The sequence below is a fragment of the Pseudomonas soli genome, assembly GCF_900110655.1.
GTDB lineage: Bacteria > Pseudomonadota > Gammaproteobacteria > Pseudomonadales > Pseudomonadaceae > Aquipseudomonas > Aquipseudomonas soli.
Genome location: NZ_FOEQ01000001.1, coordinates 261,428 through 284,581, shown reverse-complemented (window position 1 = coordinate 284,581; position 23,154 = coordinate 261,428). Strand labels below are relative to the sequence as shown.

24 protein-coding genes are annotated in these 23,154 nt (G+C 64.7%); 13 read left to right on the top strand and 11 right to left on the bottom strand.

All coding sequences use genetic code 11. From position 1 onward, the window contains the following. Positions 1-298: 298 nt before the first annotated feature. Both BMY03_RS01295 and BMY03_RS01290 read right to left on the bottom strand, forming a co-directional pair. Positions 299-769 carry an RNA methyltransferase gene (locus BMY03_RS01295; protein WP_023632487.1) on the bottom strand — a complete coding sequence of 157 codons (471 nt, stop codon included), beginning with the start codon at positions 767-769 and terminating at the stop codon, positions 299-301. A gap of 73 nt (positions 770-842) precedes the next feature. Further along, positions 843-1,208, bottom strand: a complete 366-nt coding sequence (locus BMY03_RS01290) for a YajD family HNH nuclease (RefSeq protein WP_023632486.1) — start codon at positions 1,206-1,208, stop codon at positions 843-845. Positions 1,209-1,340: 132 nt separating this feature from the next. Here BMY03_RS01290 and BMY03_RS01285 point away from each other — a divergent pair, with 132 nt between their 5' ends. Further along, positions 1,341-1,616 carry a hypothetical protein gene (locus tag BMY03_RS01285; protein WP_038705605.1) on the top strand — a complete coding sequence of 92 codons (276 nt, stop codon included), beginning with the start codon at positions 1,341-1,343 and terminating at the stop codon, positions 1,614-1,616. A gap of 138 nt (positions 1,617-1,754) precedes the next feature. On the opposite strand, the gene BMY03_RS01280 is transcribed toward BMY03_RS01285, so the two are convergent. Then, positions 1,755-2,228 (bottom strand): cyclic nucleotide-binding domain-containing protein, encoded by a 474-nt coding sequence (locus tag BMY03_RS01280; RefSeq protein WP_038705606.1) that lies wholly within the window; start codon positions 2,226-2,228, stop codon positions 1,755-1,757. A gap of 85 nt (positions 2,229-2,313) precedes the next feature. Further along, complete coding sequence (locus tag BMY03_RS01275) at positions 2,314-4,356, bottom strand: S9 family peptidase (protein WP_094010047.1); 2,043 nt, start codon at positions 4,354-4,356, stop codon at positions 2,314-2,316. A 125-nt stretch (positions 4,357-4,481) separates the two neighbouring features. On the opposite strand from BMY03_RS01275, the gene BMY03_RS01270 reads away from it, so the two are divergent. Genes BMY03_RS01270 through BMY03_RS01260 form a run of 3 tightly spaced genes read left to right on the top strand, consistent with a single transcriptional unit; the run spans position 4,482 to position 6,312 of the window. Then, complete coding sequence (locus BMY03_RS01270) at positions 4,482-4,991, top strand: MFS transporter (RefSeq protein WP_094010046.1); 510 nt, start codon at positions 4,482-4,484, stop codon at positions 4,989-4,991. A gap of 16 nt (positions 4,992-5,007) precedes the next feature. After that, a complete protein-coding gene (locus tag BMY03_RS01265) occupies positions 5,008-5,781 on the top strand; it encodes a class II glutamine amidotransferase (RefSeq protein WP_094010045.1) in 774 nt (257 codons plus the stop codon). 9 nt (positions 5,782-5,790) lie between these two features. After that, on the top strand, positions 5,791-6,312 hold the full coding sequence (locus BMY03_RS01260) for a DUF2937 family protein (protein ID WP_023632562.1): 522 nt from the start codon (positions 5,791-5,793) through the stop codon (positions 6,310-6,312). A gap of 36 nt (positions 6,313-6,348) precedes the next feature. Here BMY03_RS01260 and BMY03_RS01255 read toward each other — a convergent pair whose 3' ends face one another. After that, complete coding sequence (locus BMY03_RS01255; RefSeq protein WP_046856677.1) at positions 6,349-7,260, bottom strand: LysR family transcriptional regulator; 912 nt, start codon at positions 7,258-7,260, stop codon at positions 6,349-6,351. A 129-nt stretch (positions 7,261-7,389) separates the two neighbouring features. Between BMY03_RS01255 and BMY03_RS01250 the strand changes: the two genes are divergently transcribed. From BMY03_RS01250 to BMY03_RS01235, 4 genes are read left to right on the top strand one after another with little or no spacing between them, the layout of a single operon-like run. Then, positions 7,390-8,676: an MFS transporter gene (locus tag BMY03_RS01250; RefSeq protein WP_094010044.1), complete on the top strand. Its 1,287-nt coding sequence runs from the start codon at positions 7,390-7,392 to the stop codon at positions 8,674-8,676. 10 nt (positions 8,677-8,686) lie between these two features. After that, positions 8,687-9,466: a 5-oxoprolinase subunit PxpA gene (locus BMY03_RS01245; RefSeq protein WP_038705612.1), complete on the top strand. Its 780-nt coding sequence runs from the start codon at positions 8,687-8,689 to the stop codon at positions 9,464-9,466. Further along, positions 9,463-10,158: a 5-oxoprolinase subunit PxpB gene (gene pxpB, locus BMY03_RS01240; RefSeq protein WP_094010043.1), complete on the top strand. Its 696-nt coding sequence runs from the start codon at positions 9,463-9,465 to the stop codon at positions 10,156-10,158. Before BMY03_RS01245 ends, pxpB begins: the two co-directional genes overlap by 4 nt. Next, positions 10,155-11,093: a 5-oxoprolinase subunit C family protein gene (locus BMY03_RS01235; protein ID WP_094010042.1), complete on the top strand. Its 939-nt coding sequence runs from the start codon at positions 10,155-10,157 to the stop codon at positions 11,091-11,093. The genes pxpB and BMY03_RS01235 overlap by 4 nt, the downstream gene beginning before the upstream one ends. 102 nt (positions 11,094-11,195) lie before the next feature. Here the strand turns inward: BMY03_RS01235 and BMY03_RS01230 are convergent, their stop codons facing one another. The 3 genes from BMY03_RS01230 to BMY03_RS01220 form a co-directional block, all read right to left on the bottom strand. Continuing rightward, positions 11,196-12,374, bottom strand: a complete 1,179-nt coding sequence (locus tag BMY03_RS01230) for a vWA domain-containing protein (RefSeq protein ID WP_023629932.1) — start codon at positions 12,372-12,374, stop codon at positions 11,196-11,198. A 13-nt stretch (positions 12,375-12,387) separates the two neighbouring features. Then, positions 12,388-13,233: an AAA family ATPase gene (locus BMY03_RS01225; RefSeq protein ID WP_023629931.1), complete on the bottom strand. Its 846-nt coding sequence runs from the start codon at positions 13,231-13,233 to the stop codon at positions 12,388-12,390. A 190-nt stretch (positions 13,234-13,423) separates the two neighbouring features. After that, positions 13,424-14,497: a DUF748 domain-containing protein gene (locus BMY03_RS01220; RefSeq protein ID WP_094010041.1), complete on the bottom strand. Its 1,074-nt coding sequence runs from the start codon at positions 14,495-14,497 to the stop codon at positions 13,424-13,426. A 134-nt stretch (positions 14,498-14,631) separates the two neighbouring features. Between BMY03_RS01220 and cysK the strand changes: the two genes are divergently transcribed. From cysK to BMY03_RS01205, 3 genes are all read left to right on the top strand, one after another. Beyond that, complete coding sequence (cysK, locus tag BMY03_RS01215; protein ID WP_094010040.1) at positions 14,632-15,606, top strand: cysteine synthase A; 975 nt, start codon at positions 14,632-14,634, stop codon at positions 15,604-15,606. Positions 15,607-15,762: 156 nt separating this feature from the next. After that, complete coding sequence (locus BMY03_RS01210; protein WP_011535083.1) at positions 15,763-16,698, top strand: aspartyl/asparaginyl beta-hydroxylase domain-containing protein; 936 nt, start codon at positions 15,763-15,765, stop codon at positions 16,696-16,698. A gap of 377 nt (positions 16,699-17,075) precedes the next feature. Beyond that, positions 17,076-17,957: a DMT family transporter gene (locus tag BMY03_RS01205; protein ID WP_023629928.1), complete on the top strand. Its 882-nt coding sequence runs from the start codon at positions 17,076-17,078 to the stop codon at positions 17,955-17,957. A gap of 42 nt (positions 17,958-17,999) precedes the next feature. On the opposite strand, the gene BMY03_RS01200 is transcribed toward BMY03_RS01205, so the two are convergent. After that, positions 18,000-18,875, bottom strand: a complete 876-nt coding sequence (locus BMY03_RS01200) for a DMT family transporter (RefSeq protein WP_094010039.1) — start codon at positions 18,873-18,875, stop codon at positions 18,000-18,002. A 178-nt stretch (positions 18,876-19,053) separates the two neighbouring features. On the opposite strand from BMY03_RS01200, the gene aceK reads away from it, so the two are divergent. Then, entirely contained in the window at positions 19,054-20,769 is a 1,716-nt protein-coding gene (gene aceK, locus BMY03_RS01195) for a bifunctional isocitrate dehydrogenase kinase/phosphatase (RefSeq protein WP_094010038.1), read from the top strand. A gap of 11 nt (positions 20,770-20,780) precedes the next feature. Here the strand turns inward: aceK and BMY03_RS01190 are convergent, their stop codons facing one another. Then, positions 20,781-21,641 carry a DUF6279 family lipoprotein gene (locus BMY03_RS01190; protein ID WP_023629536.1) on the bottom strand — a complete coding sequence of 287 codons (861 nt, stop codon included), beginning with the start codon at positions 21,639-21,641 and terminating at the stop codon, positions 20,781-20,783. Positions 21,642-21,770: 129 nt separating this feature from the next. Between BMY03_RS01190 and BMY03_RS01185 the strand changes: the two genes are divergently transcribed. After that, positions 21,771-22,607, top strand: coding sequence for a CvfB family protein (locus BMY03_RS01185; RefSeq protein WP_023629535.1), 837 nt, complete (start codon positions 21,771-21,773; stop codon positions 22,605-22,607). Here BMY03_RS01185 and BMY03_RS01180 read toward each other — a convergent pair whose 3' ends face one another. Then, positions 22,608-22,988 (bottom strand): hypothetical protein, encoded by a 381-nt coding sequence (locus BMY03_RS01180; protein ID WP_023629534.1) that lies wholly within the window; start codon positions 22,986-22,988, stop codon positions 22,608-22,610. Positions 22,989-23,154: the final 166 nt, after the last annotated feature.

The following is a 23,154-nucleotide window of genomic DNA, read 5'->3' as shown; positions in this document are numbered from 1 at the left end:
GCAGCGCTTGACGGGCATCCATGCCCGTCACCTCCCTCCGCAAGACCTGCGTTCGGCCTCCTGAAGTCGCGAAGTTACGGGCGGCGCCTGGGCTGGCGCAGCTGTCGCTCGCGGGCTTCGGGGGTAGACTTCTGATCGGCAACGGCAACGGCAACGGCAACGGCAACGGCAACGGCAACGGCAACGGCAACGGCAACGGCAACGGCAACGGCAACGGCAACCGAGCAGTTCCAGGTGGTGCAGGAGCGCGCATGGCGCCTGTAGGAGCCGGCCTTGCCGGCGAAGGGGCCGGACCGGCCTACTTGAATTTCGGCCCCGAGCGGGTATTGAGCCCCTTGGCCATGCGGTCATACAGCACCACGTTGACCGTCGCCGCGAGGTTCATGCAACCCTGGGTCGGAATATAGATAGTCTCTTCGCACCAACCACGTACGTCCTCGCTCAACGAGCCATCCTCAGGCCCGAAGATATAGATCGCCCGGTCCGGGTGGGTGTATTCGGGCAGGGCGCGCGCACCGTCCACCAGCTCCACCGCCACCGGCGTGCAGCCCAACGGAATGATGCGTTGCAGGTCGTCGATGCCGATCAGCGGGATGTCGTAGTGCACCCGCTTGGTATCGGTGACGAAATCGCGGGCGCGCTCATAGCGCTTGCCGGTGTAGAACACCGAGTTGACGCCATAACAGCCTGCCGCGCGCATCACCGAGCCGACGTTCTCGGCCGATTTGGGGTTGAACAGGCCGATGCAGCTGTACCGTTTGTTCGCCACGTGTCGGGGCCCTTCGCAAAAAAAGAGCGCGATTATACGGGCTTGCCGACACGGCGGGGGCGGGAATCGACGGTCAGTCCTTCTTCATCAGCGCGGCAAGGCCGGCGAACGGGTTGTGGGTGGCCACGGCGACTTTCGGTGTGCTCAGCGAACCTTCGCTGAAATACTGCTGGTCGGTGTAGCGGGCGTGCTCGTTGTCGTGGCAGTACAGGCACAGCAGTTCCCAGTTGGAGCCGTCCTGGGGGTTGTTGTCGTGGTTGTGGTCGCGGTGATGCACGGTCAGTTCCGACAGGCGTTTGCCGGAGAACTCGCGGGTGCAGCGGCCGCAGACGTGGGGGTACATTTTCAGCGCCTTGTCGCGATAGCCCATTTCCTTGTCGCGCTTGGCGTCGGCGAGGATACGGTCGAGGCGGGCGGTGGCGTCGGAGGTGGAACTCATGGTGTTACCTTTTTTCTAATCAGGGCAATGACGGTTATGTCCTTGAGTCTAGCGCGCCAGTCGGGCGGGCGGACAGGCAAAAATGCGCCATTGGGCATAGCCTGTAGGAAGGTTTCTGACAGGAGGCTGCAGATGTTGCATGCGATCCTCGCTGCATTGTTGCTTGGCGCAGTGCCGTTGGCCGACGCTGCAGGTCAGCAGCGGCCGCTCACGACCGTCCCGGGGGCCCCGGGGACGCCGACGCCGACACCCTACCCGCAGATCACCCCGAGCACGCCGCCCAAGGCCGGAGCCAACCGGCCCGGCGCGCCGCTGCTGCCGCCCATGCCGGTGCCGGGGCCGCCGAAGGACCAACCGTTGCCGGGTTTGAACCAGGATTCGCCAAAACCGCCGCCCAAGCGCGATTAGGCTCTGTACGAAAAGCCTTGATACTTGTTCATGCTGCGTTGAAAACAGCCTCGGAATGCTCATGTACTCCAGTACACTGCGCTTGCTCGGCTGTTTTCGCCTTGCCTGACCTGCGTCTCAAGACTTTTCGTACAGAGCCTAGATCTGCTGTGCCAGGCGCTGGCCATCCTGCATCCGCAGGCGCCGTGAAAGCGCCACGGCCAGGGCGCGAATGATGCGGGCGGCAATGCGCGGCGCGTCGGCGAGCATCTTCTCCAGCGAATCCTTGCCCAGGGTCAGCAACTGGCAGTCGCTGGCGGCCACACAGGTGGCCGAGCGGCGCTCGCCGTCGAGCACGGCCATCTCGCCGAAGGCTCGGCCCTTGCGCAGGGTGGCGATTTCTACCTCGGTGCCGTTGCCGTCGGTCTTGCGCACCGAGACCACGCCACGGTGGAGGATGCACATGAAGGTACCGGCGTCGCCTTCGCTGAACAGGATCTGGCCTTCGTTCACGGCGGTGAGGCTGAAATAGCCGGCGGCGGTGACGAAATCGCTGGGCTGCAGGGTGTCGAACAGACCGCAGTCCATGAGCATGTCGCGGATTTCGGCGTTCAGGTGCTGGGTGTCGGGCATGTGTCGTTCTTCTTCGCATGTCTGGAAAGCGCCGCGTGCGCACAATCTGTGGCCGTGGCGCTTGTGAGACAACGAAATTCGCGTTTTACGCCACGCCCAGCTCATTGAAGACGAACGCATACTCCAACGCCACGTCGCGCAGCCCCTGGTAGCGGCCGCTCATGCCGCCGTGGCCGGCGCCCATCTCGGTCTTGAGCAGCAGCAGGTTGGCGTCGGTCTTGCGCGTGCGCAGGCGCGCCACCCACTTGGCCGCCTCCCAGTACTGCACTCGGCTGTCGTTGTAGCCGGCGATCACCAGCATGGCCGGGTAGGCCTGGGCCCTGACGTTCTCGTACGGCGCGTAGGCCTTGATCCGCGCATACACCTCGGGGTCTTGCGGGTTGCCCCATTCGTCGTACTCGGTAACGGTCAGCGGCAGCTCGGGGTCGAGCATGGTGTTGAGCACATCGACGAACGGCACTTCGGCGATGGCGCAGCGGAACAGCTCGGGGCGCAGGTTGAGCACCGCGCCCATCAGCAGGCCGCCGGCACTGCCGCCGCTGATCGCCAGGCGTTCGCGGCTGGTCACGCCTTCGGCGACCAGGTGTTCGGCGCAGGCGATGAAGTCATCGAAGCTGTTGTGCTTGTGTTCCTGCTTGCCGGCCCGGTACCAGGCTTCACCCAGCTCGCCGCCACCGCGCACATGGGCGATGGCGAAGGCCACGCCACGCTCCAGCAGGCTCAGGCGGGCATGGGAGAACCACGGGTCGAGGCTCTCGCCGTAGGCACCATAGCCGTAAAGGTAGAGCGGCACCGTCTTGCCTTCGTCGGCGCGACGGCGCACCAGGCTGATCGGTACCCGGGTGCCGTCCTTGGCCACCGCCCACAGGCGCTGGCTGATGTAGTCGTCGGCGTCGAACGCGCCGAGCACCGGGGTCTGCTTGAGCACCTGCTGGGCGCCTGTGGCCAGCTCCAGCTGGCGCACCTGGGCCGGGCGGTTGAGGGCTTCGTAGCGCAGGCGGATGCGCGAGCTGGCGAATTCCAGGCTGTCCTGCACGTAGAGGCTGTAGGCGGCGTCCGGCAGTTCGACGCGGTAGGCCGGCAGGCCTTGCGGGCGCACTTCGATGATCGGCAGGCCGCCTTCGCGCAGGCTCAGGGACAGCGCCGAGGCATTGAGGCTGACGCCTTCTAGCATGATGTCGTCGCGGTGCGGCACCAGCACCTGCCATTGCGCGCGGGCCGGCACGCTGTCTGCCGGCGCATGGAACAGGGCGAAGTTGATACCGTCCTGGTTGCTGCGGATGAACCAGCGCCATTGACCGTCGAGCTGGCCATGGTCGGGGAAGTACTCATGGCCTTCGACCCGTGGCGCCAGGCAGGTGAAGTCGGCGTGCGGCGTGGCCGCATCGAGCACCCAGGCTTCGCTGGTGGTCTTGCTGTTGAGCAGCAGCACCAGTTGGCGTTCGGAGCTGGCGCGGTAGCAGTGCAGGAAGAAACGCCCGTCGGGTTCTTCGAATACGGTGGTGGCCGCGGCCTCGCCCAGGGTGTGGCGGCGCAGGCGCCAGGGGCGGTGGGTGTCGTCCAGCTCGGCGAAGAACAGCGTCTGGCTGTCGTTGGCCCAGGTCATGCTGCCGTCGCAGTCGTCGAAGGGCAGGGCGCTCAGCGCGCCGCTGGCCAGGTCCTTGACGTACAGGGTGTAGACCTCGTCGCCGCTGGTATCCAGGCTGTAGGCCAGCAGGCGATGGTCGGGGCTGATGCTGAAGGCGCCGAGGGAGAGGAAACCGCCGTTCGCCAGCGCATTTGGGTCGAGCAGCAGTTCCTCGCGGCTTTCATCGACCGTATTGCTGTCGTCGGCCGGGCGCGGACAGCGGTAGTGGCGCGGGTACTCGTCGCCGGCGGTGGTGCGGGTGTAGTAGAGGTACGGACCCCAGGGCGATGGCAGCGACAGGTCGGTCTCGAGGATGCGGCTCTTGATCTCTTCGAACAGTTGCTCACGCAGCGGCGCCTGGCCGGCCAGGCAGGCTTCCTGGTAGGCGTTTTCCTCGGCCAGGTAGGCCAGCACCTCGGGCGTGTCGCGGTCCTGCAGCCAGGCGTAGGGGTCGTTGCCGTCGGCTTGATGGGCGATAGGGGCGGGAAGGGTCAGGGGCATGGGTGATCTCATCGATGATGGGCCCCTCGCGAGGGGCCACTGCGGGTCGCATGCGGTGCGGGGGCAGCCTGCGCCGGTAAAAGTGTTTATCATAGGCGTCTCTTTGCCTGGCTTGCACCAACACCATGACCGAACACGACTATACGCTGGCCTGGGGCCTGTACGCCGTTGCCGCCCTGGGCTGCCTGCTGGTGGGTTTCAAGCTGACCGGCTGGATGTGGCGCTGGCTGCGCGAGCCGCTGCGGGTGATCATCGCCGTGCTGCTGTTCGCCCCGACCATCGTCGACCCGGTCAAGGAAAGCTTCGCTCCGGCCATCGCCATCACCGCGCTGGACCTTGCCTTCAAGGTCGGCAACAACGCCTGGCGTGCAGCCTCGGACCTTGCCATGTACGGGATGATCGCCTTTGCCCTGTACTTTGTCTTCGTGCTGATCCGCTGGCCGCTGGAAAAGCGTGCCCGCGAACGCCGCGCCCAGCGTGAGGCCGCCGCCCAGCGCCAGGCCAAGGAAGAGGAGGAGGTCGTGGCCGATGCGTCCCTGGCCGCCAATCGTCACGACCGCTACCGCGACGATCCGCCACCGGCCTCCGTGCGCCGCTCCGGCCCCGGGCAGGGCCGCGTCGAACCCCGTCTGTAAGCCAGGAGCCGCGAACATGTGCGAACTGCTGGGCATGAGCGCCAACGTCCCCACCGATATCGTCTTCAGCTTCACCGGCCTGATGCAGCGCGGCGGGCGCACCGGCCCGCACCGCGATGGCTGGGGCATCGGTTTCTACGAGGGGCGCGGCCTGCGCCTGTTCCAGGACCCGGCGGCGAGCAGCGAGTCGGAAGTGGCCAACCTGGTGCAGCGCTACCCGATCAAGAGCGAAGTGGTCATCGGCCATATCCGCCAGGCCAACGTCGGCAAGGTCTGCCTGTCCAACACCCACCCGTTCGTGCGCGAGCTGTGGGGCCGCAACTGGTGCTTCGCGCACAACGGCCAGTTGGGTGATTTCGCCGCACAGCGCACGTTCTACCGACCAATTGGCGACACCGACAGCGAGGCCGCCTTCTGCGACCTGCTCAATCGTATCCGCGAGGCCTTCCCCGAGCCGGTGGAAGCCGAGCAGTTGCTGCCGGTGCTGGTCGAGGCTTGCGCCGAGTACCGCGGCAAGGGCGTATTTAACTGCTTGCTCAGCGACGGCGACTGGCTGTTCTGCTTCTGCTCGACCAAACTGGTGCACATCACCCGCCGCGCACCGTTCGGTGCGGCGCGGCTGAAGGATGTCGACCTGATCGTCGACTTCCACACGCAAACCACCCCCAACGACGTGGTTACGGTGATCGCCACCGAGGCCTTGACCGAGAACGAGACCTGGAACCGCTACGAGCCGGGTCAGTGGGGGCTGTGGCGCCACGGCGAGTGCGTCGCCCACGGCCAGAGCTAAGGAAGCTGCATGTTCAGAAGTTACCTGCGTTTGCTGTTGTTCACCTTCGGCCTGCTGGCCGGTCTCCAGGTGCCGGGGCTGGTCAAGGACTACAGCCAGCGCGTCGAGGCGCACCTGCTCGAGTCGCGCCAGGCGCTGGACGGCTTCCGCCAGACCGCGCAGCGCTTCTTCAACGGCGACCTGCAGGCGCTGGTGCGGCATTACCGCAGCAGCGACGATCCGGTTTTCAACAGCGATGCCAACAGCATCGAAAGCCTGCTGATCCGCAACCAGGCGCTGGAGCATGAGTGGCAGGCCCTGCAAGGCTCGTGGGTGAGCCGCACCTGGCATGTGCTGGTGCAGCCGGAGCCGACGCTGCGCGAAGAGACGCTCAAGGGCTACAGCTACCAGATCCTGCTGGTGCCCGAGGCGATCGGCTGGGGGATCGGCAGCGGGTTCGTGCTGGCGTTCGTGGTCGAGAGCCTGTTGCTGGTGATTGGCTGGGTGATCCTCGGTGGGCGGCGCAAGGTGGTGAAGGAAAGCTGGCGGTGATGCTGTTGCTGCTCTGATCGTCGGTAAAGGCGACCTTCAGACCAGCACGATCCGCTGCCCGCCCACATCCCGCGCGTAGCGCTCCAGCACTTGCCGGCACACGTCGACGATCTCGTCCACCAACGCCACGCCGGTCTGCCAGGCCACCACCAGCTCCAGGCTTGGTGGTGGCTGCAATCCGTCCAGCAACACCAGCTCGCCCCGGCTCAGTTCGCCATCCACCAGTGCCGGTGGCAGCGCGCCGATGCCGAAACCGTCGCGCAGCAGGCGGGTGATTGCCGCCACCGAGTTCACGCAGTTCAGGCGTGGCGCCTCGGCCCCGGCTGCCTGTAAAAGGCTGAGCACTTCCTGGTGCGGTCGTGAATTTTTCGAGAAGGTGACGATGCGTTCGCGGGCCAGCTCCGCCAACGAGGCGTAGGTGCGGTGGTGCGGGGAGCCGGCGGCGACGATCCAGCCCATCGGGTAGCGCGCCAGGTCCTGGCTGCGGATCGACTGTTCGCGCAGCAGGTCGGTCTGCAGAATCACGTCGAGAAAGCCCTTCTGCAACTGCTCGCGCAGGTTCAGCGCGGTATCGGCCACCAGCTCGATCTCCACCTGCGGGTAGCGCTCGCCCAGCTCCGCCACCAGCGCGCTCATCCAGGTATGGATGACCGTGTCCATGACCCCCAGGCGAATGCGCCCGGTCTTGGCCCGGTCGCTGTCCAGCGACTGCTTCATGGCCTTGGCGGTGTCGAGCATGCGTTCGGCATATTCCAGCACTTTGGCGCCCTCGGGTGTCAGGCTGACCCCGCGCGAATCGCGCAACAGCAGTTTTACGCCCAGGTCGGCCTCCAGCGCGGCGATGCGGCTGGACACCGAGGCCTGGGTGGTGAACAGCTTCTCGGCGGTGAGGCGGAAACTCTTGAGCCGGGCGACCCAGACGAAGGTTTCGAGGAAACGAAGGTTCATGATCAGTTTTTCTTGTTCCAGACCGGCGGATTTTCTCATTGGACGTGCCGGGCGCGGCCTCTGAACATGTTGCCCAGGCCGCGACGCCCGACGTCGCCCATAGAACAATACCAACAAGCCGAGGCAACCATGAACCCGACCGGCGTGCAGCAGCAGGCCCCCGCCCGAACCTCGAGCGGCCCTTTCGCCTGGTACCGCGACATCGATTCCCAGCAACGACGCACCTTCTGGAGCTGCAAGATCGGCTACGGCCTGGACGGCATGGACACCCAGATGCTGAGCTTCGTCATCCCCACGCTGATCATGCTGTGGGGCATCAGCACCGCCGAGGCCGGGTTGATCCATACCAGCACGCTGATCGCCTCGGCCCTGGGCGGCTGGATCGCCGGCATCCTCTCTGATCGCATCGGGCGGGTGCGCACCCTGCAACTGACGGTGCTGTGGTTCGCATTTTTCACCTTCCTCTGCGGTTTCGCCCAGAGCTATGAGCAGCTGTTGATCGCCCGTACCCTGATGGGCTTCGGATTCGGTGGCGAATGGACCGCCGGCGCGGTGCTGATCGGCGAGGTGATCCGTGCCCAGGACCGCGGCAAGGCGGTGGGCATGGTGCAGTCGGGCTGGGCCATCGGCTGGGGCCTGACCGCCATCCTCTACGCGCTGCTGTTCTCCTGGCTGCCGGCCGAGCAGGCCTGGCGCGCGCTGTTCCTGCTCGGGTTGCTGCCGGCGATCTTCGTGATCTTCGTGCGGCGCCTGGTCAAGGACCCGGACGTCTACCGCGAGGCCAAGGCCGCCGAGACGGTCGCGGCGCCTTCGCATTTCTACGAGATCTTCGCCCCCGGCATGTTGTGGACCACGATCCGCGCGTCGCTGCTCACCACTGGTGCCCTGGGCGGCTACTACGCCATCACCTCGTGGCTGCCGACCTTCCTCAAGAACGAGCGCGGCCTGAGCGTGCTCGGTACCGGCGGTTACCTGGCGATGGTCATCGTCGGCTCCTACATCGGCTATGTGGTCAGTGCCTACCTCTGCGACCTGCTGGGGCGCCGGAAGAACTTCATCCTGTTCGCCGTGGGCTCGTTCGTCATCGTCCTGCTCTACACACAGCTGCCAGTCAGCGACAACGTGATGCTGTGGCTGGGCTTCCCGCTGGGCTTCTTTGCCTCGGGTATCTTCAGCGGCATGGGTTCGTTCCTCACCGAGCTGTTCCCCACCCGCATCCGTGGCTCGGGGCAGGGCTTCTGCTACAACATCGGCAAGGTCATCGCCGCCATGTTCCCGCTGCTGATCGGCCTGCTCGGCGAGAAAGTGCCGTTGGGCCTGGGGATTGGCGCCTTCGCCGCGGTGTCCTACGGTGTGGTGATCCTGGCTGCGCTGAGCCTGCCGGAAACCCGCGGCAAAGCGCTCCAGGCGCGCTAAGGTAGGCACCATGAACATTGATACGGAGGTCCGCCAGGTGAAACGCCTGCTACTCAATTGCGACATGGGCGAGAGCTTCGGCAACTGGCGCATGGGCCAGGATGCCAAGGTCATGCCTTTCATCGACTGCGCCAACATCGCCTGCGGCTACCATGCCGGCGACCCTGGCACCATGCGCCGCACCGTGGCCCTGGCGCTGGAGCACCGGGTGGCCATCGGCGCGCACCCGGCCTACCCGGACCTGGCGGGCTTCGGTCGCCGCTCCATGGCCTGCAGCAGCGACGAGATCCGCGACCTGCTGCACTACCAGATCGGCGCCCTGGACGGCATCTGCAAAGTGCTCGGTGGCCGGGTGGCCTACGTCAAGCCCCATGGCGCGCTGTACAACGACATGATGGCCAACCCGGCCATCCTGCGCACCGTGCTCGAGGCCGTGGCGGCATTCGACAGCGGCTTGCCGCTGATGCTCATGGCCACCGCCGACGACAGCGCCGCTCAGGCCCTGGGCGACGAGATCGGCGTGCAGTTGTGGTTCGAAGCCTTCGCCGACCGTGGCTACACCGCCAGCGGGCACCTGATGTCGCGGCGCCTGCCGGACGCGGTGCACCATGACCCGGCGCTGGTGGTCGAGCAGGCCTTGCGCCTGGCCAAGGGCGAGGCCCTGGTGGCCGACGATGGCAGCGAGGTACGGTTGAACGCCAGCACCCTGTGCGTGCATGGCGACAACGATGGTTCCGTGGCCGCGGTACGCCAGATCCGCCAGGCACTCGACGCGCTGGAGCAGGCATGACCCCACGTATCGAAGTGGTGGCCGTCGACAGCCTGATGGTGCGGCTGTTCGATGCCATCGATGAAGGCAACATGCCGTGGATCCTAGCCGCCAGCCAGCGCTTGCGGGACGTCTTTGGCCAACAGTTGATCGACCTGGTGCCGTCCTACACCACGCTGATGGTGCAGTTCGACCTGGCGCCGGGCGAAGCGCGCCGACGCATCCTGCACGCACTGGAGGGCCTGCGGCCGGATGATGGAAAGGCCGGGCGCAGGCACGAGATCCCGGTGTGGTACCACGCCAGCGTCGGTCCCGAGTTGCCGGTGCTGGCTGCGCGAAGCGGGCTGAGCGAAGCCGAAGTGATCGACGTGCACTGTGGCCGAGATTACCCGGTGTTCGCGCTGGGGTTCGCCCCGGGCTTCGGCTTCATGGGGCTGGTCGACGAGCGCCTGGCCACACCGCGCCTGAGTACTCCGCGCAAGCGTGTGGCAGCGGGCAGCGTCGGAATTGCCGAACGCCAGACCGCCGCGTATCCGGCGGTGTCGCCGGGCGGCTGGAACCTGATCGGCCGGACGCCGGTGCGTCTGTTCGACCGCGAGCGCGAGGGCTACAGCCTGCTGCAACCGGGCGACCGGGTACGTTTCGTGTCGGTCGGGCACGCCGAGTTCATCAACCTGGGCGGTGATGACAGCCCGCAGGAGGCCCAGGCATGAGCCAGTTGAGGATCGAGGCCAGCACCGCGCTGTGCCAATTGCAGGATGGTGGGCGCTTTGGCGTCCGGCATCTGGGGGTGACCCAGGGCGGCGCGCTGGATTGGGTGGCGATGCGCTGGGCCAACTGGTTGCTGGGCAATGCTCTGGACAGCGCCGTGGTGGAAATCGCCCTCGGCGGGTTCAGTGTGGTTGCCGAGGAAGATTGCATGCTGGCGTTGGCCGGGGCCGACCTGGATGCGCAGGTCGACGGGCAGGCTGTGGCTCCCTGGACCAGATTCAACCTCGGCAAGGGCCAGCAGCTGACGCTGCGTCAGCCTCGCCAAGGGGTACGTGCTTATCTGGCCGCGCCTGGCGGGTTTCAGGGCGAGGCGGTGCTGGGCAGTTGCTCCACGGTGGTTCGGGAAGAGCTGGGCGGGGTTGACGGCCAGGGCCGGGCGTTGGTGAAAGGGGAGGTACTGCATGCTGCCGGCGCCATCGCGGGGCAAGTCGGGGCGCCGAACCGCCGCTCCCACGTTCCCGAAACGTTGCGGCCGGTATATGCGGACAAGCCTGTACTGGACCTGGTGATGGGGGCGCAGATAGGCGATTTCAGCGGCACCAGCCTGTTCGAGGCGTTCAACCGTGACTGGACGCTGGACAGCCGTGCCGACCGCATGGGCATCCGACTGCTTGGGCCGCAGTTGATGTACCAGGGCGCGCCGATGATTTCCGAAGGGATCCCACTTGGCGCCGTGCAGGTGCCGCCGGACGGGCAGCCGATCGTGCTGCTCAATGACCGGCAGACCATCGGTGGGTATCCACGGCTGGGTGCGTTGACGCCGTTGGCGCTGGCGCAATTGGCGCAGTGCATGCCGGGGGCGACGATACGCTTCAGGGCGGTGGTGCAGGACGAGGCGTGGCGCGAGCAGCAGGCATGCTTGCGCTGCTGGGGTTGAGTCTGCCGGCCTCATCGCGGGGCAAGCCCGCGCCACTCGCGCATTTGCAGGGCTGGCGTGGGAGCGGGCTTGCCCCGCGATGAGGCCAGTTCGGTCAATAGATTACTTGGACAGGTAACGCATCCCGTCTTCCAACCCCTGCAACGTCAACGGATACATCTTGTCCTCGATCAAGTCCCGCACCAGGTGGGTCGAGGCGGTATAGTCCCAGGCCTGTTTTGGATACGGGTTGATCCAGATGATCTTCCTGAATTTCTCCATGAAGCGCTGCATCCACACGTACCCGGCCTCTTCGTTCCAGTGCTCGACGCTGCCGCCTGGCTGGGTGATCTCGTAGGGTGCCATGGCCGCGTCGCCGACGAAGATCACTTTGTAGTCGTCGCCGTACTTGTGCAGCAGGTCGAAGGTGGAGAAGCGCTCCGAGGTGCGGCGCAGGTTGTTCTTCCACACCGACTCGTAGACGAAGTTGTGGAAGTAGTAGTACTCAAGGTGCTTGAACTCGGTCTTGCAGGCCGAGAACAGCTCCTCGCACACCTTGATGTGGGCGTCCATCGAGCCGCCTATGTCGAACAGCAACAGCAGCTTCACCGTGTTGCGCCGTTCGGGGCGCATCTGGATGTTCAGCAGGCCGGCGTCACGGGCGGTGTGATCGATGGTACCGTCGATGTCCAGCTCCTCGGCGGCACCTTCGCGGGCGAACTTGCGCAGCCGGCGAAGGGCCAGCTTGATGTTGCGCGTGCCCAGCTCGACCTGATCGTCGAGGTTCTTGTATTCGCGCTGGTCCCAGACCTTCACCGCCTTGCCCTGGCGCTTGCCGGCCTCGCCGACGCGGATGCCCTCGGGGTTGAAACCGCCCGAGCCGAACGGGCTGGTACCACCGGTGCCGATCCATTTGTTGCCGCCGGCATGGCGTTCCTTCTGCTCCTCGAGGCGCTTCTTGAATTCTTCGATCAGCTTGTCCAGCCCGCCCAGGGATTGGATCTGCGCCCGTTCCTCGTCGGTGAGCGAGCGCTCGAACTCCTTGCGCAGCCACTCGTCGGGGATCAACGCTTCGATATGCCGGTCGAGGTTTTCCAGGCCCTTGAAGTAGGCGGCGAAGGCACGGTCGAACTTGTCGAAGTGCCGTTCGTCCTTCACCAGGATGGCGCGGGCCAGATAGTAGAAGGCGTCCATGTCGGCGAACACCACACCTTTTTGCAAGGCATGGTGCAGGTCGAGCAACTCGCGCACCGACACCGGCACCTTGGCCGCGCGCATTTCATTGAACAGGTTGAGCAACATGGCCCGGCTCCCGTCAGCGGTTGCCGCGCCGGCTCATGAAGGCCAGGCGCTCGAGCAGCGTCACGTCCTGTTCGTTCTTCACCAGGGCCCCGGCCAACGGCGGGATGGCCTTGGTCGGGTCGCGCTCGCGCAGTACCGCCTCGCCGATATTGTCGGCCATCAGCAGCTTGAGCCAGTCGACCAGCTCGGAGGTGGAGGGCTTTTTCTTCAGGCCCGGCACCTTGCGCACGTCGAAGAACACGTCCAGCGCCTCGCTGACCAGTGACTGGCTGATGTTGGGGTAGTGCACGTCGACGATCTGCTGCAGGGTGGCACGGTCGGGGAAGGCAATGTAGTGGAAGAAGCAGCGGCGCAGGAAGGCGTCAGGCAGCTCCTTTTCGTTGTTGGAGGTGATGATGATGATCGGGCGCTGCTTGGCCTTGATGGTCTCGTCGATTTCGTAGACGTAGAACTCCATCTTGTCGAGTTCCTGCAGCAGGTCGTTGGGGAACTCGATGTCGGCCTTGTCGATTTCGTCAATCAGCAGGATCACCCGCTCGTCGGCTTCGAAGGCCTCCCACAGCTTGCCTTTTTTCAGGTAGTTGCGCACATCGTGGACCTTGTCCACGCCCAGCTGCGAGTCGCGCAGGCGGCTGACCGCGTCGTATTCGTACAGGCCCTGGTGGGCCTTGGTGGTCGACTTGATGTGCCAGGTGATCAGGCGTGCGCCGAAGGAGGCGGCCAGCTGTTCGGCGAGCATGGTCTTGCCGGTGCCCGGCTCGCCCTTGACCAGCAACGGGCGCTCCAGGGTGATGGCCGCGTTGACCGCCAGCTTGAGGTCATCTGTGGCGACGTAGTCGCGGGTGCCTTCGAACTTCATTAACCGATCCTCTGGGTGGCTGGCTGGCGTCATTGCGGGCAGACCCGCTCCCTGTGGGAGCCGGCTTGCCGGCGATAGGGCCGGCCCAGGCAATACATGTTTATTGATGTGCCAGCGACTATAACGCCACGCCCGACGCGTGAAAACGCAGACCGGGTATTCAGTCCCTGAATGGTCCGTCACCCAGGGCTCAGTCGGATTTGGGCGCGGGCTGCTCGTAGCGTGCGTTGAACGCCTGGATGAAACCGTTGCGCAGGATCTGCAGGAACGCCTCGAAGGCGCTGATGTCCTGCTGGTGCACGCTGCCGCTGAGTTCCACGCGGGTGGCGAACTGGTTTTTCGGCTGGTTCTTGAGCACGGTCTCGGTGGCGCCCACGACGGCTTCCCATATCGAGCGCAAGAAGCCCTTGTCCTTGTCTTCCACGTCCTGCTGCCAATTGAACACATCGACATCGCGCAACAGCGGCTTGATGTAGCCCTTGAGCCGGCCGTTCTCGGCTTCGGCCTCGATTACCACATCGCCATGCCCGGCGTTGAAGTCGAACTTGCCGTAGGCACTGGCGAAGTCGTTCAGCCGACGCAGTTCCATGCCGGTGGCGCGCAGGCGGAACCGGAAGTCGTCGAAGTCGCTGAAAGGGTCGAACGTGGCGCGGCTTTCCACCTTGGCATCGCCCAGCAGCAGCGCCGTTCCTTCGAAGCTGGCGTCGCGTCGGCCCTTTTCGTCGCGCACGTTGGTCAGGTTGCGGATGCTTGCGTCCAGCCGGGTGGCCTTGAGGTCCACTGGCGGGCTGGAATTGAAGTTGCGGAAGGTGAGGGTGCCTTGTTCGATGCGCACGTCGTTCAGGGTGATCGGCAGCAGTTTTTCCAGTTGCTGGCGCCAGTCGGTGCCTTGGCCGGTCTGAGAGTTCTGTTCGTTGCCGCCGTCGACGAAATTGAGTTCGGGGCGTACGAAGGTCACTTCGGCGACCACTGCGCGGTCGTACCACAGCGAGTGCCAGCTCACCGACAGGTCGATCAGCGGCGCTTCGAGCAGCGGCACCGGCACCTTGCCGCTGACCTTGACGATCTTCAGGCCATTGATCTGGTAGGCGCCACGCCACCACGCCAGGTCGACGTCGCGGACCTGACCGCGGTAGTCGCCCATGTCTGCCAGCTTGTCGTTGAGGTAGTCACGCACCAGGTAAGGCAAGGCCAGGTGCAGGGCCACCAGCAGTGCGACCAGGCTGACGAAGCCGACCAGTGGCCAGCGGTAGCGCGCTTTCATCAGGTTTCTCCACGGGAGCATGTGCGGTTGACCGCAGGCCGTTTCGTCGAGTTCGAACGGGCTTTACGCTCACCGATTGCAGGCTTACCCTCAGGGTTTTCCCTGCACTTTTTTCCTGTTCAAGGACCGCCGCCATGAGCCGTATCTACGCCGACAACGCCCATTCCATCGGCAACACGCCGCTGGTGCAGATCAACCGTATTGCCCCGCGCGGCGTGACCATCCTGGCCAAGACCGAAGGACGCAACCCAGGCTACTCGGTGAAGTGCCGGATCGGCGCGAGCATGATCTGGGACGCCGAGGACAGCGGCAAGCTCAAGCCAGGCATGACCATCGTCGAGCCCACCTCGGGCAACACCGGCATCGGCCTGGCCTTCGTCGCCGCCGCCCGTGGCTACAAGCTGGTGCTGACCATGCCCGACTCGATGAGCCTGGAGCGGCGCAAGGTACTCAAAGCGCTGGGCGCCGAGCTGGTGCTGACCGACAAGGCCAAGGGCATGAAGGGCGCCATCGAGAAGGCCAATGAGATCGTCGCCTCCGACCCTGCGCAGCACTTCCTGCCGGGCCAGTTCGACAACCCGGCCAACCCGGCCATCCACGAGAAGACCACCGGCCCGGAAATCTGGAACGACACCGATGGTGCGGTCGACGTGCTGGTTGCTGGCGTCGGCACCGGTGGCACCATTACCGGCGTGTCGCGCTACATCAAGCACACCCAGGGCAAGCCGATCCTGTCGGTGGCGGTGGAACCGGTGAACTCGCCGCTGATCAGCCAGACCCTGGCCGGTGAGGAGCTCAAGCCCACCCCGCACAAGATCCAGGGCATCGGTGCCGGCTTCGTGCCGAAGAACCTCGACCTGTCGATCGTCGACCAGGTCGAGACGGTGACCGAGGAAGAGTCCAAGGCCATGGCCATCCGCCTGATGCAGGAGGAGGGCATCCTCTGCGGCATCTCGTGCGGCGCGGCGATGGCAGCGGCGGTGCGTCTGGCCGAAAAGCCGGAGATGCAGGGCAAGACCATCGTGGTGATCCTGCCGGACTCGGGCGAGCGTTACCTGTCGAGCATGCTGTTCAGTGATCTGTTCACCGAGCAGGAGAACCAGCAGTAAGCGACACGCTGCAAGCCGCAAGTCGAAGGCATGGCCGTATTGACGCGGATCAGCTTGAGCTTGCCGCTTGCAGCTTCTGGCTTGCAGCCGCTCCTGATGGGTTTATGATGTCCGGCTATCTGGGGATGGCCTGATTTCCCCTCCAAGGAGTGTTGCATGACCTTTTCCTTCGTCGCCAAGGCCGGTGTCCTGCTGGTGTTCTTCGGCAGTGTGCTGTTTGTGCACCTGCGCGGCAAGGCACGCCTGCCGGTGCTGCGCCAGTTCGTCAACCATTCGGCGCTGTTCGCCCCCTACAACAGCCTGATGTACCTGTTTTCCGGCGTACCTTCCAAGCCGTACCTGGACCGCCAGCGCTTCCCCGAGCTGGATGTGCTCAAGGACAACTGGGAGGTAATCCGCGAAGAGGCCATGCGCCTGTTCGACGAGGGTTACATCCGCGCGGCGGAAAAAGACAATGACGCCGGCTTCGGTTCGTTCTTCAAGAAGGGCTGGAAGCGCTTTTACCTGAAGTGGTACGACAAACCGCTGCCTTCGGCCGAAGCGCTGTGCCCGAAGACCGTCGAGCTGGTCAGCGGCATCCCCAACGTCAAGGGCGCGATGTTCGCCCTGTTGCCCGGTGGCAGCCACCTGAACCCGCACCGCGACCCGTTCGCCGGCTCCCTGCGCTATCACCTCGGGCTGTCCACGCCGAACTCCGACAACTGCCGCATCTACGTTGATGGCCAGCCCTACGCCTGGCGCGACGGCGAGGACGTAATGTTCGACGAGACCTTCGTGCACTGGGTCAAGAACGAGACCGAGGTCACCCGCGTGATCCTGTTCTGCGACGTCGAGCGTCCGCTCAACAGCCCGCTGATGACCCGCATCAACCGCAAGGTCAGTGCCTTCCTCGGCCGTGCCACCGCGCCGCAGAACACCGATGACGAGCGTGTCGGCGGGATCAACCAGGCCTATGCCTGGAGCAAGCGCTTCAGCAATGTCATCAGCACCCGGGTCAAGCAGTTCAAGCGTGCCAACCCCAAGGCCTACCGCGTGCTGCGACCGGTGCTGGCGGTTGTCGTCGCCTACGCCCTGTATCGCTGGCTGTTCTGATTCGCGTGGGCCGGGCTCGCTCCTCGTGGGAGCGGGCTTGCCCCGCGATGATTCCCCCGCTATATTCCGAAACACATTCTTCTCTGAAGACCCGATCATGCCAGCCATCCCTTCCACCACAACTGACGTTCTCGCGCCTGTCGCGGGCGTGGTCGTGCGTGGCAGCCAGCAGCCGGCCATGATCAGTCTCTCTCCACCACCTGTCAGTGGCGTGGTAGGCGGCGTAGCTCCGCCTCCTTGCGCAGTCGTGGTGCTGGGCTGACCGGCCGCTGGCCGCTCCCCACCGCACTCGCAACCTACTGAACACGGTCGGCTATCCCCGCAAGTCGCGATAGGCCCTCCGTACGGCTCATTTGCCCGTATACAGGTGGCAATACATGTTTGTTCTCAACAAAGCTTCCGTGGCCTCGGCGGCCACGACCAGCCTGTTCGTCCTGCTGTGGAGCAGCGGGGCGATCGTCTCCAAGCTTGGCCTGGCCGAGGCCAGCCCCTTCGCCTTCCTGCTGCTGCGTTCGGCCTTGGCGCTGTTCGGTCTGCTGTTGATCGGTCCGTTGCTCGGATTGCGTTGGCCACGTACCCGGGGCGGCATTGTTCGCGCCCTGGGGACCGGCTGCGTGTTGCTCGGCGCCTACCAGATCTTCTACCTGCTGGCGCTGAACACCCATGTCACGCCTGGCGTCATGGCCACGGTCATGGGCGTGCAACCGATCCTGACCGTGGTGCTGATGGAGCGTCAGCGGTCCTGGAGCCGATTGTTCGGCCTGGGGCTTGGTCTTGGCGGTCTGGTGATGGTGGTCTACCAGGGCATCAACCTGGGTGGGGTGTCCCTCGCCGGGATGCTGTTTGCCCTGCTGGCGCTGGGCAGCATGACCTTGGGCTCGATCCTGCAGAAACGCATTACTGACAACCCCATGGGCACTTTGCCCTTGCAATACTTGGCGGGCTTCGCAATGTGCGCAGTGTTCGCGCCGTTGCAGCCGCTGCATGTCCAGTGGAACGCCAGTTTCCTCGGTGCGCTGCTATGGATGGGGCTGGTGGTCTCGTTGCTGGCCACGCTGCTGCTGTACCGGCTGATCGCAAGGGGCAACCTGGTCAATGTCACCAGCCTGTTCTACCTGGTGCCGGCGGTCACGGCGGTGATGGATTTCATCATCTTCGGCAACCGCCTGGCGCCCCTCAGCCTGCTGGGGATGGGGCTGATCGTGATCGGCTTGCTGTTCGTGTTCCGTAAGCCTGCGTTGCGCACAGCCGAGGCCTGAGTCAACGAGCGGTGGGAGCGGGGCAAGCCCGCTCCCCTTTTTTCAGTGCCGTGCCGGGCGCAGCACCAACCACAGCGCCGCACCGATCAGCAGACCGCCATACAAGTGCGCCATCGACAGCGGCTCATCCAGCAGCCACGCGCCCCACAGTACGCCGAACACTGGGATCAGGAAGGTCACGGTACTGGCCTTGACCGGCCCGATTTCGTTCAGCAGGCGGAAGTACAGGATGTAGGCGAACGCCGTGCACAGTAGCCCCAGGCCCAGGAGCGACAGCCATACCTGCCAGCCGCCCCAGCTGGCCGGTGGCTGGGTCAGCGCGCTCCAGGCGAACAGCGGGCTGAGCAGCAAGGTGGCGCCGAGCATGCTGCCCAGCGCCGACAGACGGCTGTCCAGCGTGCCGACCCAGCGCCTTGCCAGGAAGCCCGCGAAGCCGTAGCAGGTGGTGGCGGCCAGGCAGGCCAGTGCGCCTTGCACCAGGGCCATGTCCAGCGCCACTGGGCCGGCACCGCTGAGGATGCCGACACCGAACAGCCCGAGGAAGATCCCGCAGAGCTTGGGCAGGGTCATGGCTTCGCGGAAGAACAAGGCGCCGATCAGCACGCCCATCAGCGGCGTGGTGGCGTTGAAGATCGCCGAATAGCCGGCCGGCAGCACCTGCGCCGCCACGGAATAGAAGGTGGCCGGAATGCCCGAGTTGATCATGCCCAGCACCAGGCAGGCGCCAAGCTTGCCCTCGAAGTTCCAGCGCACGCGGGCGGCGGCGAGGATGGCGATCAGCCCCATGCAGGCGATCGACACGCGGAAGAAGGCGGTCGGCACGGTGCCCAGCTCGGGGGCAATGATGCGCATGAACAGGAAGCTGGCGCCCCAGACAGCGGCAAGGGTCAGCAGGCGGGCGAGGGCGATGGGGCTCACGGTGGTCTCCGGCGGTAGGGCAGGGCGCGAGTGTACGTCAGGGCGAGTGGGGGATTCTTGTGCTTTCTTGCTGTGTGAATCCGGGGTCGCCTCACGGGCTTCATCGCCGGCAAGCCGGCTCCCATAGGGCTCGTATCCGACTAAGCTCTCTCGGTGACCATTGCATAGAGGCACGCGCATGACCCCAGCCTGGCCCGCCGTCGATATCGCCCGGATGATCCTCGATGGCTTCGACGACTACCGCGAGCACTTTCGCCGTATCACCCTCGGCGCCCGCGAGCGCTTCGAACAGGCGCGCTGGCAGGACATCCAGCACGCCGCCGCGGCGCGCATCAACCTGTATGAAGAGAAGGTCGCCGAGGTCAACGGCTGGTTGCGCCAGCGCTTCGATACCAAGGTGCTGCTGGACGTCGAGCAATGGCCGCTGGTCAAGAACGCCTACATCCGCCTGATCGACCCCCGGTTGGACGACGAGCTGTCCGAGACCTGGTACAACTCGTTGTTCTGCAGCCTGTTCAGCCATGACCTGATCAGCGACGGCTGCATGTTCATCCACACCACCCGGCCGTCGATGCGCGGCCATGAGCGGGCGGCGCAGACGCGTACCTATACGCTGCAGGACGGTCTCAAAGGCTTGTTGCGAGCGATCTTCGCCGATTATGCGTTCGACGTGCCGTATGGCGACCGGGAAGGCGATATCGCGCGCCTGGAGGATCAATTGCGCGAATGCCTGCCCGACTGGGTCTGCAAGGATCCGGCCTTGGCCGTGGAGCTGTTCACCCCGGTGCTCTACCGCAACAAGGGCGCCTATCTGGTCGGCCGCCTGTACACCCCCGACGAGCAGTGGCCACTGGTGATCCCGCTGCTGCACCGCGAGGGACATGGCATCGAGGCCGATGCGCTGATCACCGACGAGGCGGAGGTGTCGATCATCTTCTCCTTCACCCGTTCGTATTTCATGGTCGATGTGCCGGTGCCGGCGGAGTTCGTCAACTTCCTCAAGCGCATCCTGCCGGGCAAGCACATCGCCGAGCTGTACACCTCGATCGGGTTCTACAAGCATGGCAAGTCGGAATTCTATCGGGCGCTGATCAACCACCTGGCCAACAGCGACGACCGCTTTGTCATGGCCCCGGGCGTGCGCGGCATGGTCATGAGCGTGTTCACCCTGCCGGGCTTCAACACTGTGTTCAAGATCATCAAGGACCGCTTCTCGCCGTCGAAGACTGTCGACCGGGCCACGGTGATCGAGAAATACCGCCTGGTAAAAAGCGTCGACCGAGTCGGGCGCATGGCCGATACCCAGGAGTTCGCCGATTTTCGCTTTCCCCAGGGCAAGTTCGACCCCGATTGCCTGGCGGAACTGCTTGAGGTGGCGCCCTCCACCGTGGCGCTTGAGGGCGACACGGTGCTGATCCGCCACTGCTGGACCGAACGGCGCATGACCCCGCTCAACCTGTACCTCGAACAGGCCAGCGAAGCCCAGGTGCTGGAGGCGCTGGAAGACTATGGGCTGGCGATCAAGCAATTGGCGGCGGCGAACATATTCCCCGGCGACATGCTGCTGAAGAACTTCGGCGTCACCCGCCATGGCCGGGTGGTGTTCTACGACTACGACGAGATCAGCTACCTCACCGAGGTCAACTTCCGCCATATCCCGCCGCCGCGTTATCCGGAGGATGAGATGTCCGGCGAGCCGTGGTACTCGATCGGGCCGCATGACGTGTTCCCCGAGGAGTTTCCGCCATTCCTTTTCGCCGATATCGGCCAGCGCCGCTTGTTCAGCCGCCTGCATGGCGAGCTGTACGACGCCGATTACTGGAAAGGCCTGCAGGAGGCGATCCGGGCGGGGAAGGTGATCGATGTGTTCCCTTATCGGCGCAAAGGGCGTTAGGCCTCAGGTTTTCAGCCTCTGAGGCACTTGAGTTCGCTGAAGTCCGAACGCACCTTGCTCAGCCGCTGCTGTAGAAATTGCCGCTGGGCCGGGCTGCTCTGTTTCAGCAGATCCACCAGCAGGCTGCGTGCCTGGCGCTCGGTGTTCTGGAATGCCTGGCGGTACTCCGGTGTCCACAGGCTTTCCTTGCGCTGCAGCAACTGCGCCAACCTGGGCTCGAAGCTTGGGCTGGCGCGCTGGTCCATCGCCAGCACCAGTTGCTGCTGCCAGTGGGCGCGGTTGGCGATCCACTGGCGATTCTGGTCACCCAGGGCCTGTGACCAGCTCATCACCCGCAGCCGTTGCTCGGCATCTAGCTCGCCCAGCCAGGGCTCGAGGCGCTTGCGCATGCGTGCGGCACGGTTTTCGACCTGCTTGGCCAATGGTGTGTCGACGTACTCCTTCTGGCGTTTGTCGATGTCCTTGCGAAAAGCCTCGCGCATTTCCGCTACCTGGCTGTCATTCATGCCCTTGAGCAGTTCCGCGGCAGAGGGGGTTATCGCTTCGGTGACCCGGCCGATGGCCTGGCGTGCCTCGACCGTGCGTTGGCGCAGGTTTTCATCGGTGACCGCGTCGTTGGCGACCATCAGTTGCACCCGGTCGAGCCAGTCGAGGTAGCCGGGCAGTTGGGTCTTGCAGTGCCAGGCCAGGTGCGCCTTGAGCCGTTCGTCGAGCAACTGCTTCTGCTCGCGGTTCATGTCCAGGTAGTCGCCCAGCGACCACGGCACCAGGCGATCAAGGTTGCGGTAGGCCAGGTCGATGCGGCTGCAGGCCGTCAGTGCCAGGGCGAAGCCGATTAGCATGAGCAGGGCTTTGGGCAGGCGAAGGGGCATGAGCGAATCCTTGCTGGGCTGGCCAGGCGGTAGACGCACGGTTAGCTCGACGGTTCCGGCGAATGTGCGCTCGGGCGGCCGGGCGGGTCAGGTGTTAGAATAGTCGCCTTGTCTTGAGGATCTTCGGAAATGGCTCTGCTTGGGCGTTACAACAGTTTGCAAATCGTGAAACACGTGGAGTTCGGCCTGTACCTTGACGGCGGCGCCGATGGCGAAATCCTCCTGCCGCGGCGCTACTTCCCCAAGGATGCCGAGCTGGAGCTGGACGATTGGCTCAACGTGTTCATCTACCTGGACAGCGAAGACCAGCTGATCGCCACCACCGAAAAGCCGAAAATGCAGGTGGGCGAGTTTGCCAGCCTCAAGGTCAAGGACATCAACGGCGCTGGCATCTTCCTCGACTGGGGCCTGTCCAAGGACCTGCTGATGCCCTACTCGGAAGAGTCGCGGCAACTGAAGATCGGCGACTACTGCGTGGTCCATGCCTACCTGGACAAGCGCACCCGGCGTATTACCGCCACCGCCAAGCTGGACCGTTACCTGGATCGCACCCCGGTGGACTACAGCGTCGGCCAGCCGGTCGAGCTGCTGGTGGCCGGCGAGACGCCGATGGGCTTCAAGGCAATCATCAACAACCGCCATTGGGGCCTGATCCACAAGAACGAGGTGTTCAAGTTCCTGCGTTCGGGCATGCACGAGAAGGGCTTCATCAAGGAAGTGCGCGCCGACGGCAAGATCGCCCTGAGCCTGCAGCCGGTGGGCCAGGCCTTGGCCGACAGCCTGCACGAACAGATCATGCAGCGCCTCGAGGCCAACGGTGGTGTGCTGCCGGTGTGCGACAAGAGCGACCCGGCGCTGATCAGCCAGATGTTCAACGTGAGCAAGGGCAACTTCAAGAAAGCCATCGGCGCGTTGTTCAAGCAGGGCCGGATCGTCATCCATGACGATCGCATCGAGCGGGCTTGATCAGCCCTGCACGAAGGTGCTGAAGTCCAGCTGCTCGCCACCCGGTCGGGTGTCGCGCAGCAGTGAGTCGCGGTCGGCGCTCAGGGCCAGGCTGATGGTCGAACGGCGTTTGCCGGGATTGCGCACTTCCATCTGCTCCTGATGAGCCTTGAGGAAGTTGGTGGGCACCTTGAGGTGCTGCAGCCCGTCGTTCTCGGGGGTGTGCAGCAGCAGGTTGACCCAGTCGGGCTGGCCCTTGCGCAGCAGTGCAACCGGCACTTCGAACCACCACAGGTTGCGCTTGGTGTCGAGAATGGCGAACAGGGTGTTGGCACTGGTGAGTACCGGTTTGGCCAGCGCCTCGTTACGGCGAGCGATGGCGGTGGGTTTGTCGAGTTTCATGCAGGTTCCTGCGGGTTGACGCGAGTAAGGCCTGCCATTGTGGGGTGGGGCTTATCGCGGGGCAAGCCCGCTTCCCCGAAATCACCGAACCCGAACCGTGCAAGCGTATCGAGCCCAGCCGATTGCCGTTTGGCTGACAAGGTGCAAATGAATTGAAACTCTGGCC